Genomic DNA, 17,819 nt, shown 5'->3' with positions numbered 1-17,819 from the left:
GAGCCTGCCGGGACGTCATTCCGCCTCCCGCTCCGCTTCGCTGGCGCGATTCTCCGCGCGCCCGGCGCGCGCCATCGCGCGCTCGACCTCGATCTGGGCCTGTTCGACGGACTTGCGTTCGAGCCGTTCGGTCTCGCGCATCGCCGTCGAGGCAGCGCGCATGTCGGCCCCGGCCAATGCCGCATCGGCCTGCCGCATCGCGCCGTCGGCATGCCGCATCGCGGCGTGGACCTGGGTCATCGCGATCGCCAGCGCCTGCGCGCGATCGGTTACCGGCCCGTCCCGATCGGGATCGTCCGGCATATCCTTTTGCCAGCGCTTCTTGTCGCTCATTTCTTGACGCTCCCTTTGCGCCGGCGGATGACCTTGGGCCGCGTCACCGTGCGCGACGCGACGCGCGATGCCGGCCTTGGCGTTGCCGGCGAGGCTGGCTTGGCCGGCCGGGAAGGACTGGCCGGGCGCCCCTCGGTGTCCTGCACGCGCAAGGGGCGTTGCCAGGCGAACTGGGCGAGCGTGATCACGCCGGTCGGGCCGAGCCGGATGACGGCTTCCTGGGTCGGAGCGACGATCGGGAACAGACAGGTCGCGCCGTCCTGGCCCATTGCGCCGCGCCCGATCCCCTGCAGCCGCACCAGCTGCTGGGCGCGGTCGAGATAATCGCGCACGATCAATTGCGCGGCGAGGCCTTCCTCGTTCGCGAAGCCGGTATTGGCCACGATCTGCTGCACGCCCTGCGACACGCGCAGGAAGCCGAGCTGGCGGCCGTTCATCAGCCAGTCGATGATCGCCCCTTCGACCTCGAGCGGCGACACGAGTCCGGCAACCTCGGGGCAATCGAGCGCCTGAAACATCAGCGGCGCGATCGAGTAGACCGCCCGCAGCGCGCGCTCGCGGCGGTCCGCCGGGGTATCGCCGGGTTCCCCGACGACGGCGATATGATCGATGAAAGTGCGGAAATAATCGACGAATTCGGGCGGCGAATAGGCTTGCGACACCGCGAAGCTGGCGGCTTCGAGGCGCAGATCGGGCGTCCCCGGGTCGGTGATGTACGGGCTGCGGGCGAGACCGAGCAGTGCAAGAGTGTCGTCCAGGTCCATCGCCTGGAACATCGGTGCCGGCGCGACCTCGAGATTGTCGAGCAGGGTCGCGACCGCCGCCAAGTCGCTCTGCGTGGCCAGGCTGTGCCGCGCGAGCATCTTGACCAGGTCGGGATTGGCCGGCTTGACCTCGCCGATCGCGGCGCGGGCGAGCAATTGCAGCTCGGCCGGGTTCATCGTCATCAGCTTGACCGGCGCGACCATCAGCCCGATCGCATCGATCAGAATGTAGCGCGTCGCGTGGAGGCCGGGCTGCACCGCGGCGACCAGCGCGCTCTCGTCGCGGAAATGATAATGCGCATCGGGCGTGCCGATCGCATAATCGAGCCATTGCAGGCCGCCGTCGATCAGCCCCAGCACCCGACGGCCGGTCTCGGACAGACCGAAGGCGCCGTTGAGTGGTTTGTTGGCGATCTTGACGGTCATGGCATCACCGCTTTCAGATGTGCTGGCCGGCGGGGAAGGTCTTCAGGATTTCCCCCGCGGCGGCGCCGATCGCGCTGAAGTCCGCGATCGCGTTCGTCATGATCGACTGCGCGCTGTCGAGGGTCGGCTTGTATTGCTCGACATTGCCTGTCGCGAGGATCTGCGCGAGCGCGACGCCCGCCGCGGTGGTCGCCATCGTCGACACGTTGCGCAACGCATCGGCCGCGTCCTGCACGGCGAGCGCGGTCGATTGTGCGACCGACTGATACGCCTTGCCCGCGCCGCTGGTCAGTACCACGCCCTGGGTAAGCGTGGCGGTCTGCGTCTGCTGGAGGATGTCGACGATGAGCGGATTGACCTGAGCCATGATGTCTTCCTGCTATTGTCTATTTGGCGGCGCGTGCGCGCGTCCGCACGGGTGCCGGTGTCTTGGCGGGGCGGCTGCGCTTCGCCTGCGCGGGCGTCGGTGACGGTGCGGGGGATGGGGCCGGCGCGGGCGGGTTGAGCGCGGCGAGCGCCGCATTGATTTGCTTCGCCAGTGACTTCAGCACGGCCGTGGCGGAGTTGACGTCGGAGCTCTGGGCCTCGGCCGCGAGCACATCGATCGCCGCGCCGGCATCGACGCCCGCGACCGCGATCGCCTCGGCATCGGTCAGCCCGCCCGGGGGTACCGGCAATGGCTGCAGACCCGATGGGGGAACCACATACGGCACCAGCGGCGGCAGGATCGGGAAAGGCGTCTGCAGCATCTTGGCGCATGCCGAGGTGACCGCGGCCGACCCGACCATGCTCGACGATTGCTGTCGGCTGATGGCGTTGTACATCGACATGCCCATCGTCTCGGCCATCACGACATCGAGCATCGCCGCCGACTGGGCCGGGGCATGACCGCTGTTCAGTGTGACGACGTCCGCGACGGACTCGACGATCTGATCGTTCACCAAATACTCAGGCATCTTATGTCGCCCCTAGTTCGAAAATGACCGCCACGACCTTGACGGTCGCGGCCTCGCCGATCAGTTGCCCGCGCTGCTGCGCGGTCACCGCATTCCCCATCGCCACGCCGATGCTATTGGCCATCGCGATGTACGTCATGGCCATCGCGGCGGACGGGGCTTCGCCGATCGTCAACACCGTCCCGGGTACGAGGCCGTTAAGCATGGCCATCGGCGCCGCGCCCGGGGATCAGTCGATCGTGTTCAGAGCAGGCCGCGGCGGAAAATTCCCGTGGTCGCGGTCCCTGTCGAGCCGATGTCGACCGAATAGAGCGTCTGCAGCCCCTGGGTTGTCGACGCCTGCGAGGTGACGAAGCTCTGTTGTTGCTGGTTGGACGCATTGTGCGCGGCATTCGACAACGCCTGGCTGGTCGCGACGAACAGATTGCCCGTCGCCATCGACGGCGAATCGCCGATCAGCAGCGTGTTCGCCTGGGTGATCGAATCGGTGATCGCGCTGTTCACGTGGCTGGGAAAGGCCATTGGGAAGTCCTTTTCGGTGATGGCGGACGTGTGGTGCCGCCGGTTGATCGATCATGCCGAGCACTGCTGCCGGCAACTCAGCTCAAGTCTTCGGTCCGGCGCCGCCGGTCTGGATCGCGTACAGCATGGCGACGCCTGCCGTGGTCGCGGCCTGCGCCGCCATGTTCATCTGCTGTTGTGCGAGCGTGGCATTATGAGCGGCGTTGGCCAGCGCCTGCGCCGTCGCCTGATAGAGGTTGCCCATCGCAACCGCCGGAGCGGACCCCAGCGTTTCGACATTGGCCTGCGTGACGGAATCCGTGATCTGGTTGTTCACGGCTGTCGGATACGCCATCTTCTACCTCTGCCTTCGACTGAACGACACGTCGCCGCCCAACATCACACCAGGCTGCCCGATTTCAGGATGTCCTCGGTCGCGACGCCGGTCGACGCGGTATCGAGGGCGTACAAGGTCGCGACGCCCATCGTCGTCGCGGCCTGGCCGGTGACGAAGCTCTGCTGTGCGGCATTGGTCGCATTGTGCGCGGCATTGGCGAGTGCCTGAGCCGTCGCTTGGTATAGATTGCCCATCGCGATCGCCGGCGCATCGCCCAGCACCTTTACGTTGGCCTGGGTGACGGAATCGGTGATCTGGTCGTTGACGAAGGTTGGAAATGCCATGTCTTACTCCCCAAGAATAGTGACGAGCGGCGAAGCCGGGCGTCGTGAAATTAACCGGCCTCGGCGCGGTCACATGCCTCAGACGAGGCTGCCGGGACGCGGGCTGTTGGCGGCCGAACGGAAGATGTCTTCGGTGGCGACGCCGGTCGATGCGGTGTCGAGTGAATAGAGCGTCGCAACGCCCATGGTCGTCGCCGCCTGCGCTGTGACGTAGCTCTGCTGCTGCGCATTGGTCGCATTGTGCGCGGCATTGGCCAGCGCCTGAGCCGTCGCCTGATACAGATTGCCCATCGCGATCGCCGGGGCGTCGCCAAGAACCTTGGTGTTCGCCTGGGTGATCGAATCGGTGATCTGGTCGTTCACATGAGTTGGGAAAGCCATCGGAACCTCTTTCTGCAATGGGGCCGCGGCGATCGGTTGGTCGATCGATCGGACGGCGCGATGGTGTTCCGATCGCGCGGCGATTACTTGGACGAACCCGAGAATGTGTGCGGCGGATACGTAGCCCGGCGAAGCGCGACCCCGCTTGAAACGCTGTCGTCGGTCAGCGATTGCGCCGACTCGGCCAACGTTTTCGATCACTCGGCTGGATCGCTCGCCGACTCGGACAAAAACGATGACAAGGTAGCCAGCGGCGCGACTCGGTGCGCGGCGCGGCGGAACTCGCGCGGGCTCTGTCCGACGATGCGGCGAAAGCTGCGCTCGAAATAGCTCAGATCGGCGAATCCGACTTGAAAGGCGACGTCGGTGACGCTGGCGGCCGGGTCCGCCGCCAGCTGTTCGCGCGCCTTCAGAATACGGATGTGGCGGAGCAGCGATTTAAACGGTGCGCCGACAACGCTCCGGAACAGAGCACTCAGATGCGACGGACTGACGCCCGCCAGTGTCGCCAGTTCGGTCAGCACCACCGGTTGGTCATAGCAGCGGCCGAGATGCGCGAGCGCCCGCCGCAAGGCGACATGGACGTCATACGAGTCGCCCTCCTCCGGGCTAACCGCCCGGCGGGCCCAATGGTCGAGAGACGACACGTCCGCCTCTGTCTGGGCGATCGAGCGCAGGGCTGGCGCCGCAATATCGGGCAAGGCTATGTGCGGCGCGTAAAGCCGAATATCGACGTCACGGATCGGCGTCGCGCCGGTCATCGTCGCGACACGCGCGACCACGCGCTCGACTTCCGACAGGTTTTCCGGCCAGCCATAAGCGCGGCAGGTGTCGATAAACACGTCGGTGCGCTTGATATCGACCTGATAGCCGAGCCGCGCGATAGCGTCACAAACGAGGGCATCGATATCCTCGGAGCGATCGCGGATCGGGGGAATCGTCGCGATGAGAAAATCCAACTCGGTCGCCAAGGTGCGGGAAAAGCGCCCTGCCGCAACCTCGTCGCGCAGGTCGGCAGTCGTCGAAGCGATGATCCGAATGCTGGAAAGCGGCGTCGCCGTCGGCCGTTGCGCGATGCGCGAAGGGAAACTCAGCAGCAGCGCGTCCTGCAGCGGCGCGGCAAGTTCGTCGACATTGGCAAGAAACAGCGTGCCGCCGTCCGCCGCCGCCAGCCACTCGGGCGGCAGCCCGTCGGGACGAGCGCAATCGACCTGCACGAACGCCCCGTCCGCGCGGGGGCCACAACAATGGATCGCCGTCGCCAGCTGGAATTTTTCCGTACCGAATTCGCCGCGCAGCGTTACCGGCAAGGGACTCGATGCGGCGATCTCGATGAAGCGATCCAGGTCGCGCAACGCACGGCTCAGCCCGACAAGCCGCAGCGGCTGGCCCCAGCGCTCGCGCGACCAATGTTCGAGCTGATACCGTTTGGCGAGCCTGCCGCATTGCTGGGCGAATTGAGCCAGAAGAACGGGCAGCGGACCATCCAGGTCGCGCGGATCCTCAAACTGCGTCCGGAGTGTGCCGATTGACCGGCCGGCAAAGGTGATCGCGAACGGAAGGAAAGGCGCCCCCGCCCGATCTTGTCCGGCCGCGCGTGCGTGACTGTCGCGCGCGGCGGCTTGCCAGCGCGATGCCAATCCTTGCCGTCCCCGCTGCTGGCGCAAAACCCACATGCCATCGAGCTCGAGTTCGAGCGACACCAGTCGCGCCTGGATGACAAGCGCGCGGGTCAATCCCTCGAGCAGTTCCGGAAGGTCGCGGAACGATCGGTTGACGCTAGCGACAAGTTGGTCACCGAAATGTTCACTCGTAAATGCCACGAGCGTCTCCGAAATGAGTTCGACAACGCTCGTGGACTACGAGTAAATCGCGCTGGGTTATTGACCCGCAGTTAGCCCACTGCAATAGTGAATTATCTCAGTAATGAACCATTTAGAATGGTTAACATGCCTTTTCGAAATGCATTAGGGCATCGAAAATGCGCCGCAACGATGGGAAAGAACTAGCGTTCCGGCAGACTACAGGTACGTCAGATCGACGCTGCCTGATAAGGTTGGCTTCGTATCTTTAAGCGAACTCGTGGCGGCTAGCTGCCGCAGGATCTGATCCATCAACGAAACGAAGGGTGCAATGTCAGCTCTACCCGGCATGCATCTCAGAATTTCAACGCAGCGTTAGGTTGGTGTATTCGCACCTGCCCGCGATTTTCGAACCAGTGCGACGATCACAACGCTTCCTGAGCCATCGGCATGAACGCAGGGCAGCTATCGGTTACGGCGCATCGGAAGCCAATGATCGGATGTCGGCCAAACCCCGGCTTTCGAAGCGGCGGCGAGAGAAGATCAAATTTATAGCGGAACGCGACTTTTGTTTCGCTTGGAGTGTCAGGCGATCGCGCCCTTGTTCTTCATGCGTTTTCATGGGCCACGCCACGTTTCCAGCTAAGTGTCTGAAAACATGGTGGGCGCGACAGGGATTGAACCTGTGACCCCACCCGTGTGAAGGGTGTGCTCTACCGCTGAGCTACGCGCCCGATCGCGAGCCGATCCCGGCATCGCAAAAGGAAGGGGGCGACGTTTAGCGCCGCCCCGTTGTCATCGCCTTAAGACGATCCGTTCGATCTTGTCCAGCCCCCGAAAGGACCGGCCGGGATCAGTTGACCGAATCCTTCAGACCCTTGCCGGCCTTGAACTTGGGCTGGGTCGATGCCTTGATCGTCATGGGCTCGCCGGTACGCGGATTGCGGCCGGTCGATGCCTTGCGCTTCGAAACCGAGAAAGTACCGAAACCGACCAGGCGAACCTCGTCGCCTTTCTTGAGCGCGCCGCCGATCACGTCGAACACGGCCTCCACGGCCTTGCTGGCATCGCCTTTGCTGAGGCCTGCCGTGTCGGCAACGGCGCTGATCAGCTCCTGCTTGTTCATCGTCCTCGAAACCCCCGTTTAGAGTGCGTTACACGTTTGCTACTGGAATAAGACTCGCGGCCCGAGGCCGGGCGCGCAGTAACGCTGCTCCGGGCGAACGAGTCAAAACAAATCCGCCGCAACCTCGACCGTAACGATCGAATTTGCGGCGGATCGTTTCGTCGCGTCCCGTTTCAGCACGCATCACTTGGTTTCAGCAGAGCTAAAACGGCCGCGGTGCCGGCCCAGCAGAGCCGCAAACGATTAATGCGGGAGCTCCCCTGCCTGGGCGATGTTCGCCGGCGGCTGCGCCGCCAGTTCGTCGGCCTCGGTCCAGTCGATTGCTTCGAGCGGCTGGGTCAATGCGAGCCGCAGCACTTCGTCGACATGCTCGACCGGGATGATCTTGAGTCCCTTGCGGATATTCGCCGGAATCTCGACGAGGTCCTTCTCATTGTCCTTGGGAATCAACACCGTCTCGATGCCGCCGCGCAACGCCGCCAGCAGCTTTTCCTTCAAGCCGCCGATCGGCAGCACGCGGCCGCGCAACGTGACCTCGCCGGTCATCGCGATCTCCCGCCGCACCGGCACGCCGGTCATCGTCGAGACGATCGAGGTGACCAGGCCAATGCCGGCCGACGGACCGTCCTTGGGCACGGCTCCTTCGGGCAGATGGATGTGGATATCCTTGCGCGCGAACAGGCTGGGCTTGATGCCGTAAGACGGCGCCCGCGCCTGGACGAAGCTCATTGCCGCCTGGACGCTTTCCTTCATCACGTCGCCCAGCGTACCGGTCGTCTTGACCATGCCCTTGCCCTGCACGGTGACGCTCTCGATCGTCAGCAATTCGCCGCCGACCTCGGTCCAGGCTAGTCCGGTGACCGCACCGATCTGGTTTTCGGTCTCCGAAAGGCCATGGCGATACTTCAGCACGCCCGCGAACTCGTGGAGGTTCTCCGGCGTGATCGTCACGCTCTCGACCTTGCCTTCGAGGATCTGGCGCAAGGCCTTCCTGGCGAGCTTGGCGATCTCGCGCTCGAGCGTGCGAACGCCCGCTTCCCGCGTGTAGCGCTGGATCAGCGCGCGCAGGCCTTCATGGGTCAGCGTGAATTCGCCTTCCTTGAGCCCATGCGCCTCGACCTGCTTGGCGATCAGGTGGCGCTCGGCGATCTCGACCTTCTCGTCCTCGGTATAGCCTTCGAGCCGGATGATCTCCATGCGATCGAGCAACGGCTGCGGCAGGTTCAAGGTGTTCGCGGTCGTCACGAACATCACGTCCGACAGGTCGATGTCGATCTCGAGATAATGGTCGTTGAACTTGCTGTTCTGCTCAGGGTCGAGCACCTCGAGCAGCGCCGAGGCGGGATCGCCACGGAAATCCTGGCCCAGCTTGTCGATCTCATCGAGCAGGAATAGCGGGTTCGACGCGCCGGCCTTTTTCAGGTTCGACACGATCTTGCCCGGCAGCGAGCCGATATAGGTCCGCCTGTGGCCGCGAATCTCGGCCTCGTCGCGCACGCCGCCCAGCGACTGGCGGATGAACTCGCGCCCGGTCGCCTTGGCGATCGACTTGCCCAGGCTGGTCTTACCGACGCCGGGAGGGCCGACCAGGCACAGGATCGGGCCCTTGAGCTTGTTGGTGCGCGCCTGGACCGCGAGATACTCGATGATCCGGTCCTTGACCTTCTCGAGCGCGTAATGGTCCTCGTCGAGCACCGCCTGCGCCGCGGCGATATCCTTCTTGAGCTTGGACTTCTTGCCCCAGGGCAGACCCAGCAGCACGTCGAGATAATTGCGCACGACCGTGGCCTCGGCCGACATCGGCGCCATCGTCTTCAACTTCTTGAGCTCGGCGGTCGCCTTGGTGCGCGCTTCCTTGCTCAGCTTGAGCGTCGCGATCTTCTGCGTCAGCTCGGCGATCTCGTCGCCATCGCCCTCGTCAGCCTCGTTGCCCAGCTCGCGCTGGATCGCCTTCAACTGCTCGTTGAGATAATATTCGCGCTGGGTCTTCTCCATCTGGCGCTTGACCCGCGACTTGATCTTCTTCTCGACCTGCAGGACGCCGAGTTCGCCTTCCATGAAGGCATAGACCATCTCGAGCCGCTTCGACTGGTCGAGTTCGACCAGCAACGCCTGCTTTTCGGCGACCTTGATCGCGATATTGCCGGCGATCGAATCGGCCAGCCGCGACGGCTCCTCGATCTCGCTCAGCTGCACCGCGGTTTCCGCCGGCAGCTTGCGGTTGAGCTTGGAATAGGATTCGAACTGATCGACCACCGAGCGCATCAGCGCCTGGATCTCGACGCCCTTCACGGCCTCTTCCTCGACCCGCGCGATCTCGGCGGTGAGGTGGTCGCCGCCGCCCGACAATGCCGTCAGCGTGGCGCGCGCCTTGCCCTCGACCAGCACGCGGACGGTGCCGTCGGGAAGCTTCAGCAACTGCAGGATCGTCGCAACGACGCCCATGTCGTACAGGTCGTCGCGCTGCGGATCGTCCTGCGCGGGGTCGAGCTGCGCGACTAGGAAAATCTCCTTGTCGGCGGCCATCGCGCTTTCCAGCGCGGCTACCGACTTGTCGCGGCCGACGAACAGCGGCACGATCATGTGGGGAAACACCACTATGTCGCGCAGCGGCAATACGGGGAAGGATTGGACGGTCATGGATACTCCGGAGGCGCCCAACCAGGGCGCTTTTGTCTTTCTATATGGGAAGCGTGAGCATTCCATCAATCTCCCGCGCCTGTTCGTCCCCGGAATGGTGGGGATAAGCCTGATCGCCGCCGCCGCGGCGGGCGCCGCAACGCTGCCCAAAAAGGGCGAACCGCCGCTGACGGCGCAGACTCAGCGATCGGGCGGGCCGGTCGATCCAGACCAGGCGAAACTGCAGTTCGATACCGCCGATCTGTCGTTCGAGGTGCTGCCCGACACCGAGCAACTCAAGGCCGTGGCGGTGGAGAGTTTCACCCCCAAGGCGCCGGCCGACAAGCTGGTGATCGATCTCGACAAGAATCTCGGACCGAGCGCGATCGCGATCGACGGGCAGAAACTGCCGGCGAGCGCCTGGTCCAATCCCGATGGGCGGCTGACGATCAAGCTCCCGCGAACCTATGCGGCGGGTGAGCGCGTCACCGCGACGATCGTGTACGGCGGCGTCCCGCACGTCGCGGTCAACGCGCCGTGGGACGATGGCGTGGTCTGGTCGAAGACCAAGGACGGGCGGCTGTGGTTCGCCACGACGAGCGAAGGCTATGGTTGCGACATATTGTGGCCGTGCTTCGACTTTCCGGAAGGCGAACCGGCCAAGGTCGCGCTTCACATCACAATTCCCAAGGGGCTGAAGGCGCCGTCGAACGGCGTGTTCAAGGGCGTCGACACCGGGGCCGACGGACGCGAGACGTGGAACTGGGAGATCAAGCATCCCAACACCTATGCGATCGCGCTCAATGTCGCGCCCTATGAGGTGATCTCCGCTGACTATAAAAGCCGTTTCGGCAACACGATTCCGATGTTCTACTGGTATTTGCCGGGCGAGGAAGAGCAGGCGAAGAAGCTGTTCGCCGAATTCGCGCCAACGCTCGATTTCTTCGAAAGCAATGTCGGCCCCTACCCGTTCGGCGACGAGAAGCTCGGCGTGGTCGAGACGCCGCATCTCGGCATGGAGCACCAGACGATCAACGCGTACGGCAACGCCTATAAAAAGGCGCCAGAGGGCTTCGATTGGCTGTTCCAGCACGAATTCAGCCACGAATGGTTCGGCAACCAGGTGACCGCCGCCAATTGGGACGATTACTGGATCCACGAAGGCTATGGCGAGTATATGCAGCCGGCCTATGGCCTGTGGCGCGAGGGCTATGCCCGCTATGCGACGATGTTGGACGAACAGCGCAACAAGATCGTCAACGCCGTACCGATCACGCGCGGCCGCTGGATCACCGAGGAAGAGGTGTACGAGCCGACCAAGGGCGGTCCGGGCGGCGACATCTATTACAAGGGCGCGTGGATGCTCCACACCTTGCGCTGGCTGATCGGCGACAAGCAATTCTGGGACGTGACGCGGCTCGAAGTCTATGGCCGCCCCGATCCCAAACCAGGCAATTTCATTCCGCGCTTCAGCTCGACCCGCGAGTATGAGGACAATGTCAGGAAGGTTACCGGCAAGGACCTAGACTGGTTCTTCGACATCTATCTGCGCAAAGCCGATCTGCCCGAGCTGGTCGAAGCGCGCAGCGGCGACAAGCTCAACCTGTTCTGGCTGACTCCCGACAACCTCCCCTTCCCGATGCCGATCGAGGTGCTGGTCGACCACAGGTTGATGAAGGTCGACATGCTCGACGGCACCGCGACGATCGACGTACCCGCCGGCGCGCATGTCGTGGTCGACCCCTATGCCCGCGTGCTGAAACGATCGCGCGCGGTTGAGGATTATCGCGCAGGGCTCAAGCTGAAGCAGTAAGTGTGTTGCCATAACAATACAGTTGGAGCATGATAGGCCCGATGCCGCACGCTTTCCCAAACGACGCAGTCGCCCTGCCCGGGCTTGCCGCGATCATGCTCGGTTTCCTTGCGTTCTTCATCGCGCTGATGGCGGCGCGGCATCGGGCGACAAAGGTCGGCACCACGCCCTTGTCGCAACGCGCCTCGATCACCTGGCTCTGGATCGTCGTCCAGGGAATCGGCATCGGCGTGTCGGGCTTTGGCCCCGTCCGCGTCGAACTCGATCCGCTGTCGGTGAAAGCTATCATCGAGGCGCTCGTGGTCCTTGCGCTGATGTTGGGCGCCGTATGGTTGTTCCATGCCTCCTCGCGCGCGATGGGCAAGAACTGGGCATTGGTTGCCCGCACGCTGACCGACCACACGCTCGTCCAGAGCGGCCCGTTCGCGGTCGTGCGCAACCCGATCTATGTCGCGTTGTTCGGGTTCATGATCGCGATGGCGATCGCGTTCGGCCACACGCGCAATTTGATCGTCGGCGTGCCGCTCTACGCGCTCGGGACCTGGATGCGCGTCGCGCATGAGGAACGGCTGCTGAGGACGCAGTTTGGGGCGGCGTATGATGACTATGCGGCGCGGGTGAAAAGGTTCGTGCCGGGGGTTTTCTAGGCAGACTTCCCCTCTCCCCTTGTGGGAGTTTGGGGTCGGCCCTGCCCCCGGCAGGGCCTAAACAATACGGGGTATTGTTTACCCCAAACTGGTTGCGCAGACTTGGGTCGCGCCCTTGCGTGGCCCTAGTCGAAGCTGGGTGAGGGGTAAGCGGTCGCTCTCGCGACCGCGCGAAGCTGCGCTTCGCTTCCCCTCATCCAACTGCGACTAGCGAGCGAGCTCGCAAGTCTCCGTATCCTTCTCCCACAAGGGGAGAAGGTTTGGAACGCCGATCAGCCTTACGGCCTCGGATTCAACATCGACCAGAATTTCGGCCCGCCCTTGGGCACGTGCCATTCGTCGATCACCTCGAACCCGAGCGACTGATAGAGACTGACATTGCGCGGCGTCGCGGTTTCGAGGAACGCTGGCATGCCGTCCTCGCGCGCCTTGGCGAGCCCCTGGCGAATCGACGCCGAGCCCAGCCCCTTGCCCTGATACGCGGGATCGACGCCGGCGATGTGCAGATACCAATAGGTCCCCGATGGATGATGCGCGTCGATCGCGTCGCCCACGCGCATCGCTCGCACCAGCGAGGACCCGAAGGCGCCGATCAACGGGAACAATTGCTTGAGCATCTCGAGCTTGCCGATCTCGGCCTGCCCTGGCCGCCGCCACAAGGTCGCCGCTTCACCGCTCCCGGTCACCAGCGGCATGCCGCCGGCATCCTCGTCGAAGATCAGCCGGAACATGCGCGGCAGGCGCTTCACTCGCTCGGCGCGGTCGGGAAAAATGTACGACGTCGCCGGATCGTCGGCGAAAGCGCGCGCGAGCGTCAAGGCGACGGCGTCGCGATCCGCCCTGGTCGCCACGCGAATCATGCCGCTTTGCAACCTTCGGCCTTGAGCACCCGCTTGGTCGATGCCGGATAGCGTTCGAGCATCGCCGCCGGACGGATCGGCCGCGGCACGAAATTACCGCCACAATTGGGACAGACGCCGCCGAGCACGCCCTCGGCGCACTCCGCGCAGAAGGTGCATTCGAACGTGCAGATGCGGGCGTCGGGGCTGTCGGCCGGCAGATCTCGGTCGCAGCATTCGCAATTCGGTCTCAGGTCGAGCATCGCCCCCCTCCCCCAATGAGCTTGTGCTCCTGCGCAAGCAGGGGCCTAGAGCCAAGAGCGGAACGGCAAATAGCCCTGGGCTCCTGCTTTCGCAGGAGCACAGGCTCTGGACCGCACGGTCGGATCAGGCGGCGTCGCCGGCCTTTTCCTTTTCCTTCTTGGCATAGACGCGGATCGGATCCTTACGGCCCTCGACCACGTCCTTGTCGATCATCACTTCGTCGACGCCGTCCATGCCGGGCAGGTCGAACATCGTGTCGAGCAGGATGCCTTCCAGGATCGAGCGCAGTCCGCGCGCGCCGGTCTTGCGGTCGATCGCCTTGCGCGCGACCGTCGATAGCGCATCGTCGGTGAAGCCCAGCTTCACGTCCTCCATTTCGAACAGCTTCTGATACTGCTTGACCAGCGCGTTCTTGGGCTCGGACAGGATCTTGACCAGCGCCGGCTCGTCGAGATCCTCCAGCGTCGCGATCACCGGCAAGCGGCCGACGAATTCGGGGATCAGGCCGAACTTCAACAGATCCTCGGGCTCGACCGACTTCAGCACTTCGCCCGTGCGACGCTCGTCGGGTGCCGCGACATGCGCGCCGAACCCGATCGACTTGCCCTGCAGGCGATCGCCGATGATCTTTTCGAGGCCGGAGAAGGCGCCGCCGCAGATGAACAGGATGTTGGTCGTGTCGACCTGCAGGAATTCCTGCTGCGGGTGCTTGCGGCCGCCCTGCGGCGGAACGCTCGCGGTCGTCCCTTCCATCAGCTTGAGCAATGCCTGCTGCACGCCTTCGCCCGACACGTCGCGCGTGATCGACGGATTCTCGGCCTTGCGGCTGATCTTGTCGATCTCGTCGATATAGACGATGCCGCGCTGCGCCCGCTCGACATTATAGTCGGAGGCCTGGAGCAGCTTGAGGATGATGTTCTCGACATCCTCACCGACATAGCCGGCTTCGGTCAGCGTCGTCGCATCGGCCATCGTGAACGGCACGTCGAGGATTCGTGCCAAGGTCTGCGCGAGCAACGTCTTGCCGCACCCGGTCGGGCCGACCAGCAGGATGTTCGACTTGGCGAGCTCGACATCGGCGCCCTTGGCACCGTGGTTGAGCCGCTTGTAATGGTTGTGCACCGCGACCGAGAGCACGCGCTTGGCCTGTTTCTGGCCGATCACATAGTCATCCAACACGTCGCAGATTTCCTGCGGCGTGGGGACGCCACCGTCCTTCTTGGAGACCAATGCCGACTTCGTTTCCTCACGGATGATGTCGTTGCACAGCTCCACGCACTCGTCGCAGATAAACACGGTCGGGCCGGCGATGAGCTTCCTCACTTCGTGCTGCGATTTCCCGCAGAACGAGCAATAAAGTGTGCTCTTCGAATCGCCGCCATCTAACTTTGGCATTCAATCACCTCGTCACGCGCGGATACGGGCGCGTACCGTTTTCGGGCGCATATGTTAGCGCACCACCGTAAACCCACAATAAAAATCACGTCGCCTTAACCGCGTTACCGCGACGGCAGGACGGGTCGCCGCATTTCGTCGACCGCGTCCTTGGCCTCTTTCAGTCCCGATCCCGTCGCTTCGCGGACCAATTTGATCGCGTTGATCACCTGACCATTGGCCAGCAATCGTTCGACCTCCACGCGAGTTTCGCTCGATAATTCCAGCTTTTGCCTGGCCGGAACCGCCACCCGCTGCACGCGCGGTCGTGGCGCCGCCATCAAATCGTCCGAGCGACCGCGCGGCCGCATCGCCATGACCGCCAGGACCAGAAAGACCAGTCCCGCCAGAATCAGCAGGGGCAACGGAATGAACATTCCCCAGCCCCTGCCGCAACCTCAAGCCGCCTGCGCCTGGTCGTCGGCCGGCGCCGGACGCTTGTCGAACACTTCGTCGACCAGGCCGAATTCCTTGGCCTCATCTGCTTCCAGGAACTTGTCGCGGTCCATCGACCGCTCGATCACGTCGAGCGGCTGGCCGGTATATTTGGAATAGAGGCCGTTCATCCGCTCGCGGATGCGCAGGATTTCCTTGGCCTGGATCTCGATGTCCGATGCCATGCCCTGGGCGCCGCCCGACGGCTGGTGGATCATGATCCGGGCGTTGGTCAGCGCGACCCGCATGCCGGGCTCGCCCGCCGCGAGCAGGAAACTGCCCATCGACGCCGCCTGGCCGATGCACACCGTGCCGACGCGCGGACGAATATATTGCATCGTGTCGTGGATCGCCATGCCCGCCGTGACGACGCCGCCCGGCGAGTTGATGTACATGTAGATGTCCTTCTTCGGATTCTCCGATTCGAGGAACAGCAACTGCGCGGTGATCAGCGAGGCCATATGGTCCTCGACCGGGCCGACCAGGAAGATGATCCGCTCACGCAACAGCCGCGAATAGATGTCGAAGCTGCGCTCGCCGCGGTTCGACTGTTCGATGACGATCGGCACGAGGCCGCCGGTCACGGGGTCGACGCGGAAGCCGGGAGGAGCGAATTGGCCGGTTTCGAAGGGATTGTGCATGCGAAGTCTCTCGGGTCCTTATGCCTTGCTTGCACCCTACATCGGCGCTCGCCCGGCGGGGCGCAAGGGGGCGCAACGGTGAACGGCGACGCGGCGCGATTTTCCGCGTCTTGCATCGCCATCGCGGCAGGCCCACGTCTCCCATATGAGAGGGAGCGGCTGAGATGAGCATCATTCTGGTCACGGGTGGGTCGGGCTTTGTCGGCGGGCACGTCATCCTGCAATTGCTCGAGGCGGGGCACGATGTGCGCACGACGGTGCGATCGCTGACCAAGGAACAAGCGGTGCGCGATACGCTCGCCCGGGCCGGGGCGAAGTCTCTCGACCGGCTGACCTTCGTCGCTGCCGATCTCAACCAGGATGCCGGCTGGGCCGAGGCCGTCGACGGATGCGACTATGTCCAGCACGTTGCCTCCCCCTTCCCGCTCGCCCAGCCCAAGGACGAGAACGACCTGATCCGCCCCGCGGTCGACGGTACGCTCAGGGTCCTGAGGGCCGCGCGCGACGCCGGCGTCAAGCGCGTCGTCCTGACCTCGTCCTTCGCGGCGATCGGCTATGGCCATGGCGACCAGGCCGCCGCTTACACCGAAACGGATTGGACCAACGTCGATGGCCCGGCGGTCCAGCCCTATATGAAATCCAAGACGCTGGCCGAGCGCGCCGCCTGGGACTTCGTCGAGCGCGAAGGCAACGGCCTCGAACTCGCCGTGGTCAACCCGGTCGGCATTTTCGGGCCGGTGCTCAACGAGGACCTGTCGACCTCGATCGAGATCATCAAGCGCATGCTCGAAGGCGGCCTGCCCGGTGCGCCGCGGCTCTATTTCGGCGTGGTCGACGTGCGCGACGTCGCGGGGATGCAGATCAAGGCGATGACCGCGCCGGAAGCGAAAGGCGAGCGCTTCCTCGCGGTCGCCGGCGATCCGGTATCGATCTACGACATGTCGGTGATCCTGCAGCAGGGAATGGGCGAAAAAGCGGCGAAGGCGAAACTGCGCCAGATGCCCGACTGGCTGATCCGGGTGATGGCCTTGTTCAATCCCCTGGCGCGCGAGGCGGCACCCCGTGTCGGCATCCGCTCCGCCGCGAGCAACGCCAAAACCCGCGAGCTGCTGGGCTGGCAATTCCGGTCCAACGAAGAGGCGATCGTCGCGTCGGGCGAAAGCCTGATCAAGCTGGGGATCGTGCGATGAACGACAATGCGCCCTGGCATGCGCACATCTATTACGACGCGTCCGAGCGCGYCGCCGCCGAAGCTTTGCGCGCAACCTTCGCCGACATGATGGTCGACGACGTCGCGCCGATCCTGTTCATCGGACGAATGACCGATGGCCCGGTCGGCCCGCATCCGATCGCGCAGTTCGAGATCCATTTCTCTGCCGTTGCCGGTGCGCTGGTTGCTCGCGCGATAGAAACAACCGGCCTACGCGCCCTGGTGCATCCGCTGACCGACGACGATGTCGCCGATCATACCACGCTCGCGCACTGGATCGGCCAGCCGCTCGATCTCGACATCAGCGTGCTCGACCCGCCGGGGCATAACCAGGGAGTCGCGCGGTTCGGGATCAGCGATTTTTGAGGACGAGTAACGGTGTCTGCCGACGACCCGATAGCAGACATTCACCGTGTGGTGGCGGACGCAGCCACCACCCGTGGCAAACGGTTGCGTCAGGCGGCGGAGCAATCGACCTTGGGTATTTTTATAGATTGTCCGTCGGAGATAAGCCCAAGCGATGGCGGACGATTTCGAGCAATAAACACTGGAATCAATTCGCCGAATCGATAGTCTCTGTAAGCGTGGAGCCGGCCATTGCCATCGGTCTTAAATGAAAATCCCCCGACGGCATTGATAACGTATCCCTCTTTGCCGGGTTCTACAGACATCCTAATAGGCCCTACCGCACCGCCATCGACCGATATCACTCCCGGACTGACGCGGATAAGTGGGGAGGTGTTTAGACGGTAGCAGCCGTTCAACGTCGAGATCGGTGGCAATGCAGGGGCCACCAGCGCGATTAGGCCAACGACAAACGCAAGGCCGGGCAAAAGAACAAGCGCAAGTCCACGCCACAGCGCGAACTGCGTCGCCCGCTCTCTTGCCAACGCTGCTTCGCTATCAGTCACATTCAATTGTTGCATGGGTGGGATTGACCGTCCAGC

At 63.8% G+C, this 17,819-nt stretch carries 22 protein-coding genes and 1 tRNA gene; 4 read left to right on the top strand and 19 right to left on the bottom strand.

The window, feature by feature from the left end; genetic code table 11:
- Positions 1 to 15: 15 nt before the first annotated feature.
- The 13 genes from AC1DQQ_RS19310 to lon form a co-directional block, all read right to left on the bottom strand.
- Positions 16 to 333, bottom strand: a complete 318-nt coding sequence (locus tag AC1DQQ_RS19310; RefSeq protein WP_478031667.1) for a hypothetical protein — start codon at positions 331 to 333, stop codon at positions 16 to 18.
- Entirely contained in the window at positions 330 to 1,523 is a 1,194-nt protein-coding gene (locus AC1DQQ_RS19305) for a hypothetical protein (protein WP_478040635.1), read from the bottom strand. The genes AC1DQQ_RS19310 and AC1DQQ_RS19305 overlap by 4 nt, the downstream gene beginning before the upstream one ends.
- A gap of 13 nt (positions 1,524 to 1,536) precedes the next feature.
- Positions 1,537 to 1,890 (bottom strand): hypothetical protein, encoded by a 354-nt coding sequence (locus tag AC1DQQ_RS19300; protein WP_478031665.1) that lies wholly within the window; start codon positions 1,888 to 1,890, stop codon positions 1,537 to 1,539.
- 19 nt (positions 1,891 to 1,909) lie between these two features.
- Complete coding sequence (locus AC1DQQ_RS19295) at positions 1,910 to 2,479, bottom strand: RebB family R body protein (RefSeq protein ID WP_478031663.1); 570 nt, start codon at positions 2,477 to 2,479, stop codon at positions 1,910 to 1,912.
- A 1-nt stretch (position 2,480) separates the two neighbouring features.
- Positions 2,481 to 2,690 (bottom strand): RebB family R body protein, encoded by a 210-nt coding sequence (locus AC1DQQ_RS19290; RefSeq protein WP_478031662.1) that lies wholly within the window; start codon positions 2,688 to 2,690, stop codon positions 2,481 to 2,483.
- Positions 2,691 to 2,722: 32 nt separating this feature from the next.
- Positions 2,723 to 3,001 carry a RebB family R body protein gene (locus tag AC1DQQ_RS19285; protein WP_478031661.1) on the bottom strand — a complete coding sequence of 93 codons (279 nt, stop codon included), beginning with the start codon at positions 2,999 to 3,001 and terminating at the stop codon, positions 2,723 to 2,725.
- 82 nt (positions 3,002 to 3,083) lie between these two features.
- Complete coding sequence (locus tag AC1DQQ_RS19280) at positions 3,084 to 3,335, bottom strand: RebB family R body protein (RefSeq protein WP_478031660.1); 252 nt, start codon at positions 3,333 to 3,335, stop codon at positions 3,084 to 3,086.
- A 44-nt stretch (positions 3,336 to 3,379) separates the two neighbouring features.
- Positions 3,380 to 3,661 carry a RebB family R body protein gene (locus AC1DQQ_RS19275; RefSeq protein WP_478031658.1) on the bottom strand — a complete coding sequence of 94 codons (282 nt, stop codon included), beginning with the start codon at positions 3,659 to 3,661 and terminating at the stop codon, positions 3,380 to 3,382.
- Positions 3,662 to 3,739: 78 nt separating this feature from the next.
- The gene (locus AC1DQQ_RS19270; RefSeq protein WP_478031656.1) at positions 3,740 to 4,042 is read right to left on the bottom strand and encodes a RebB family R body protein; all 303 of its coding nucleotides are present in this window, start codon (positions 4,040 to 4,042) and stop codon (positions 3,740 to 3,742) included.
- A gap of 197 nt (positions 4,043 to 4,239) precedes the next feature.
- Positions 4,240 to 5,865 (bottom strand): helix-turn-helix domain-containing protein, encoded by a 1,626-nt coding sequence (locus AC1DQQ_RS19265; RefSeq protein WP_478031654.1) that lies wholly within the window; start codon positions 5,863 to 5,865, stop codon positions 4,240 to 4,242.
- A gap of 638 nt (positions 5,866 to 6,503) precedes the next feature.
- A tRNA-Val gene (locus tag AC1DQQ_RS19260) sits at positions 6,504 to 6,578 on the bottom strand.
- Positions 6,579 to 6,697: 119 nt separating this feature from the next.
- Positions 6,698 to 6,970, bottom strand: a complete 273-nt coding sequence (locus AC1DQQ_RS19255) for an HU family DNA-binding protein (protein ID WP_066585106.1) — start codon at positions 6,968 to 6,970, stop codon at positions 6,698 to 6,700.
- Between the two features lie 243 nt (positions 6,971 to 7,213).
- The gene (gene lon / locus AC1DQQ_RS19250; RefSeq protein WP_478040632.1) at positions 7,214 to 9,610 is read right to left on the bottom strand and encodes an endopeptidase La; all 2,397 of its coding nucleotides are present in this window, start codon (positions 9,608 to 9,610) and stop codon (positions 7,214 to 7,216) included.
- A 94-nt stretch (positions 9,611 to 9,704) separates the two neighbouring features.
- Here lon and AC1DQQ_RS19245 point away from each other — a divergent pair, with 94 nt between their 5' ends.
- Positions 9,705 to 11,402: a M1 family metallopeptidase gene (locus AC1DQQ_RS19245; protein ID WP_478046479.1), complete on the top strand. Its 1,698-nt coding sequence runs from the start codon at positions 9,705 to 9,707 to the stop codon at positions 11,400 to 11,402.
- 41 nt (positions 11,403 to 11,443) lie between these two features.
- On the top strand, positions 11,444 to 12,049 hold the full coding sequence (locus AC1DQQ_RS19240) for a methyltransferase family protein (protein ID WP_478031650.1): 606 nt from the start codon (positions 11,444 to 11,446) through the stop codon (positions 12,047 to 12,049).
- Positions 12,050 to 12,327: 278 nt separating this feature from the next.
- Here AC1DQQ_RS19240 and AC1DQQ_RS19235 read toward each other — a convergent pair whose 3' ends face one another.
- From AC1DQQ_RS19235 to clpP, 5 genes are all read right to left on the bottom strand, one after another.
- A complete protein-coding gene (locus tag AC1DQQ_RS19235; protein WP_478031648.1) occupies positions 12,328 to 12,909 on the bottom strand; it encodes a GNAT family N-acetyltransferase in 582 nt (193 codons plus the stop codon).
- Positions 12,906 to 13,151: a DUF1272 domain-containing protein gene (locus AC1DQQ_RS19230; protein ID WP_478031646.1), complete on the bottom strand. Its 246-nt coding sequence runs from the start codon at positions 13,149 to 13,151 to the stop codon at positions 12,906 to 12,908. Before AC1DQQ_RS19230 ends, AC1DQQ_RS19235 begins: the two co-directional genes overlap by 4 nt.
- A gap of 124 nt (positions 13,152 to 13,275) precedes the next feature.
- Positions 13,276 to 14,547, bottom strand: coding sequence for an ATP-dependent Clp protease ATP-binding subunit ClpX (clpX, locus tag AC1DQQ_RS19225; RefSeq protein WP_478031644.1), 1,272 nt, complete (start codon positions 14,545 to 14,547; stop codon positions 13,276 to 13,278).
- 104 nt (positions 14,548 to 14,651) lie between these two features.
- The gene (locus tag AC1DQQ_RS19220) at positions 14,652 to 14,963 is read right to left on the bottom strand and encodes a ribosomal protein L7/L12 (RefSeq protein ID WP_478031642.1); all 312 of its coding nucleotides are present in this window, start codon (positions 14,961 to 14,963) and stop codon (positions 14,652 to 14,654) included.
- Between the two features lie 21 nt (positions 14,964 to 14,984).
- Positions 14,985 to 15,662: an ATP-dependent Clp endopeptidase proteolytic subunit ClpP gene (clpP, locus tag AC1DQQ_RS19215; protein WP_478031640.1), complete on the bottom strand. Its 678-nt coding sequence runs from the start codon at positions 15,660 to 15,662 to the stop codon at positions 14,985 to 14,987.
- 164 nt (positions 15,663 to 15,826) lie between these two features.
- On the opposite strand from clpP, the gene AC1DQQ_RS19210 reads away from it, so the two are divergent.
- Complete coding sequence (locus tag AC1DQQ_RS19210) at positions 15,827 to 16,852, top strand: SDR family oxidoreductase (protein WP_478031639.1); 1,026 nt, start codon at positions 15,827 to 15,829, stop codon at positions 16,850 to 16,852.
- Positions 16,849 to 17,238: a DOPA 4,5-dioxygenase family protein gene (locus tag AC1DQQ_RS19205; RefSeq protein ID WP_478046397.1), complete on the top strand. Its 390-nt coding sequence runs from the start codon at positions 16,849 to 16,851 to the stop codon at positions 17,236 to 17,238. The genes AC1DQQ_RS19210 and AC1DQQ_RS19205 overlap by 4 nt, the downstream gene beginning before the upstream one ends.
- An 89-nt stretch (positions 17,239 to 17,327) precedes the next feature.
- Here AC1DQQ_RS19205 and AC1DQQ_RS19200 read toward each other — a convergent pair whose 3' ends face one another.
- Positions 17,328 to 17,783: a hypothetical protein gene (locus tag AC1DQQ_RS19200; RefSeq protein ID WP_478031635.1), complete on the bottom strand. Its 456-nt coding sequence runs from the start codon at positions 17,781 to 17,783 to the stop codon at positions 17,328 to 17,330.
- Positions 17,784 to 17,819: the final 36 nt, after the last annotated feature.

The sequence above is a fragment of the Sphingomonas sp. P4_G3 genome (assembly GCF_056401105.1).
This window is presented reverse-complemented; position numbering and strand designations above follow the sequence as displayed.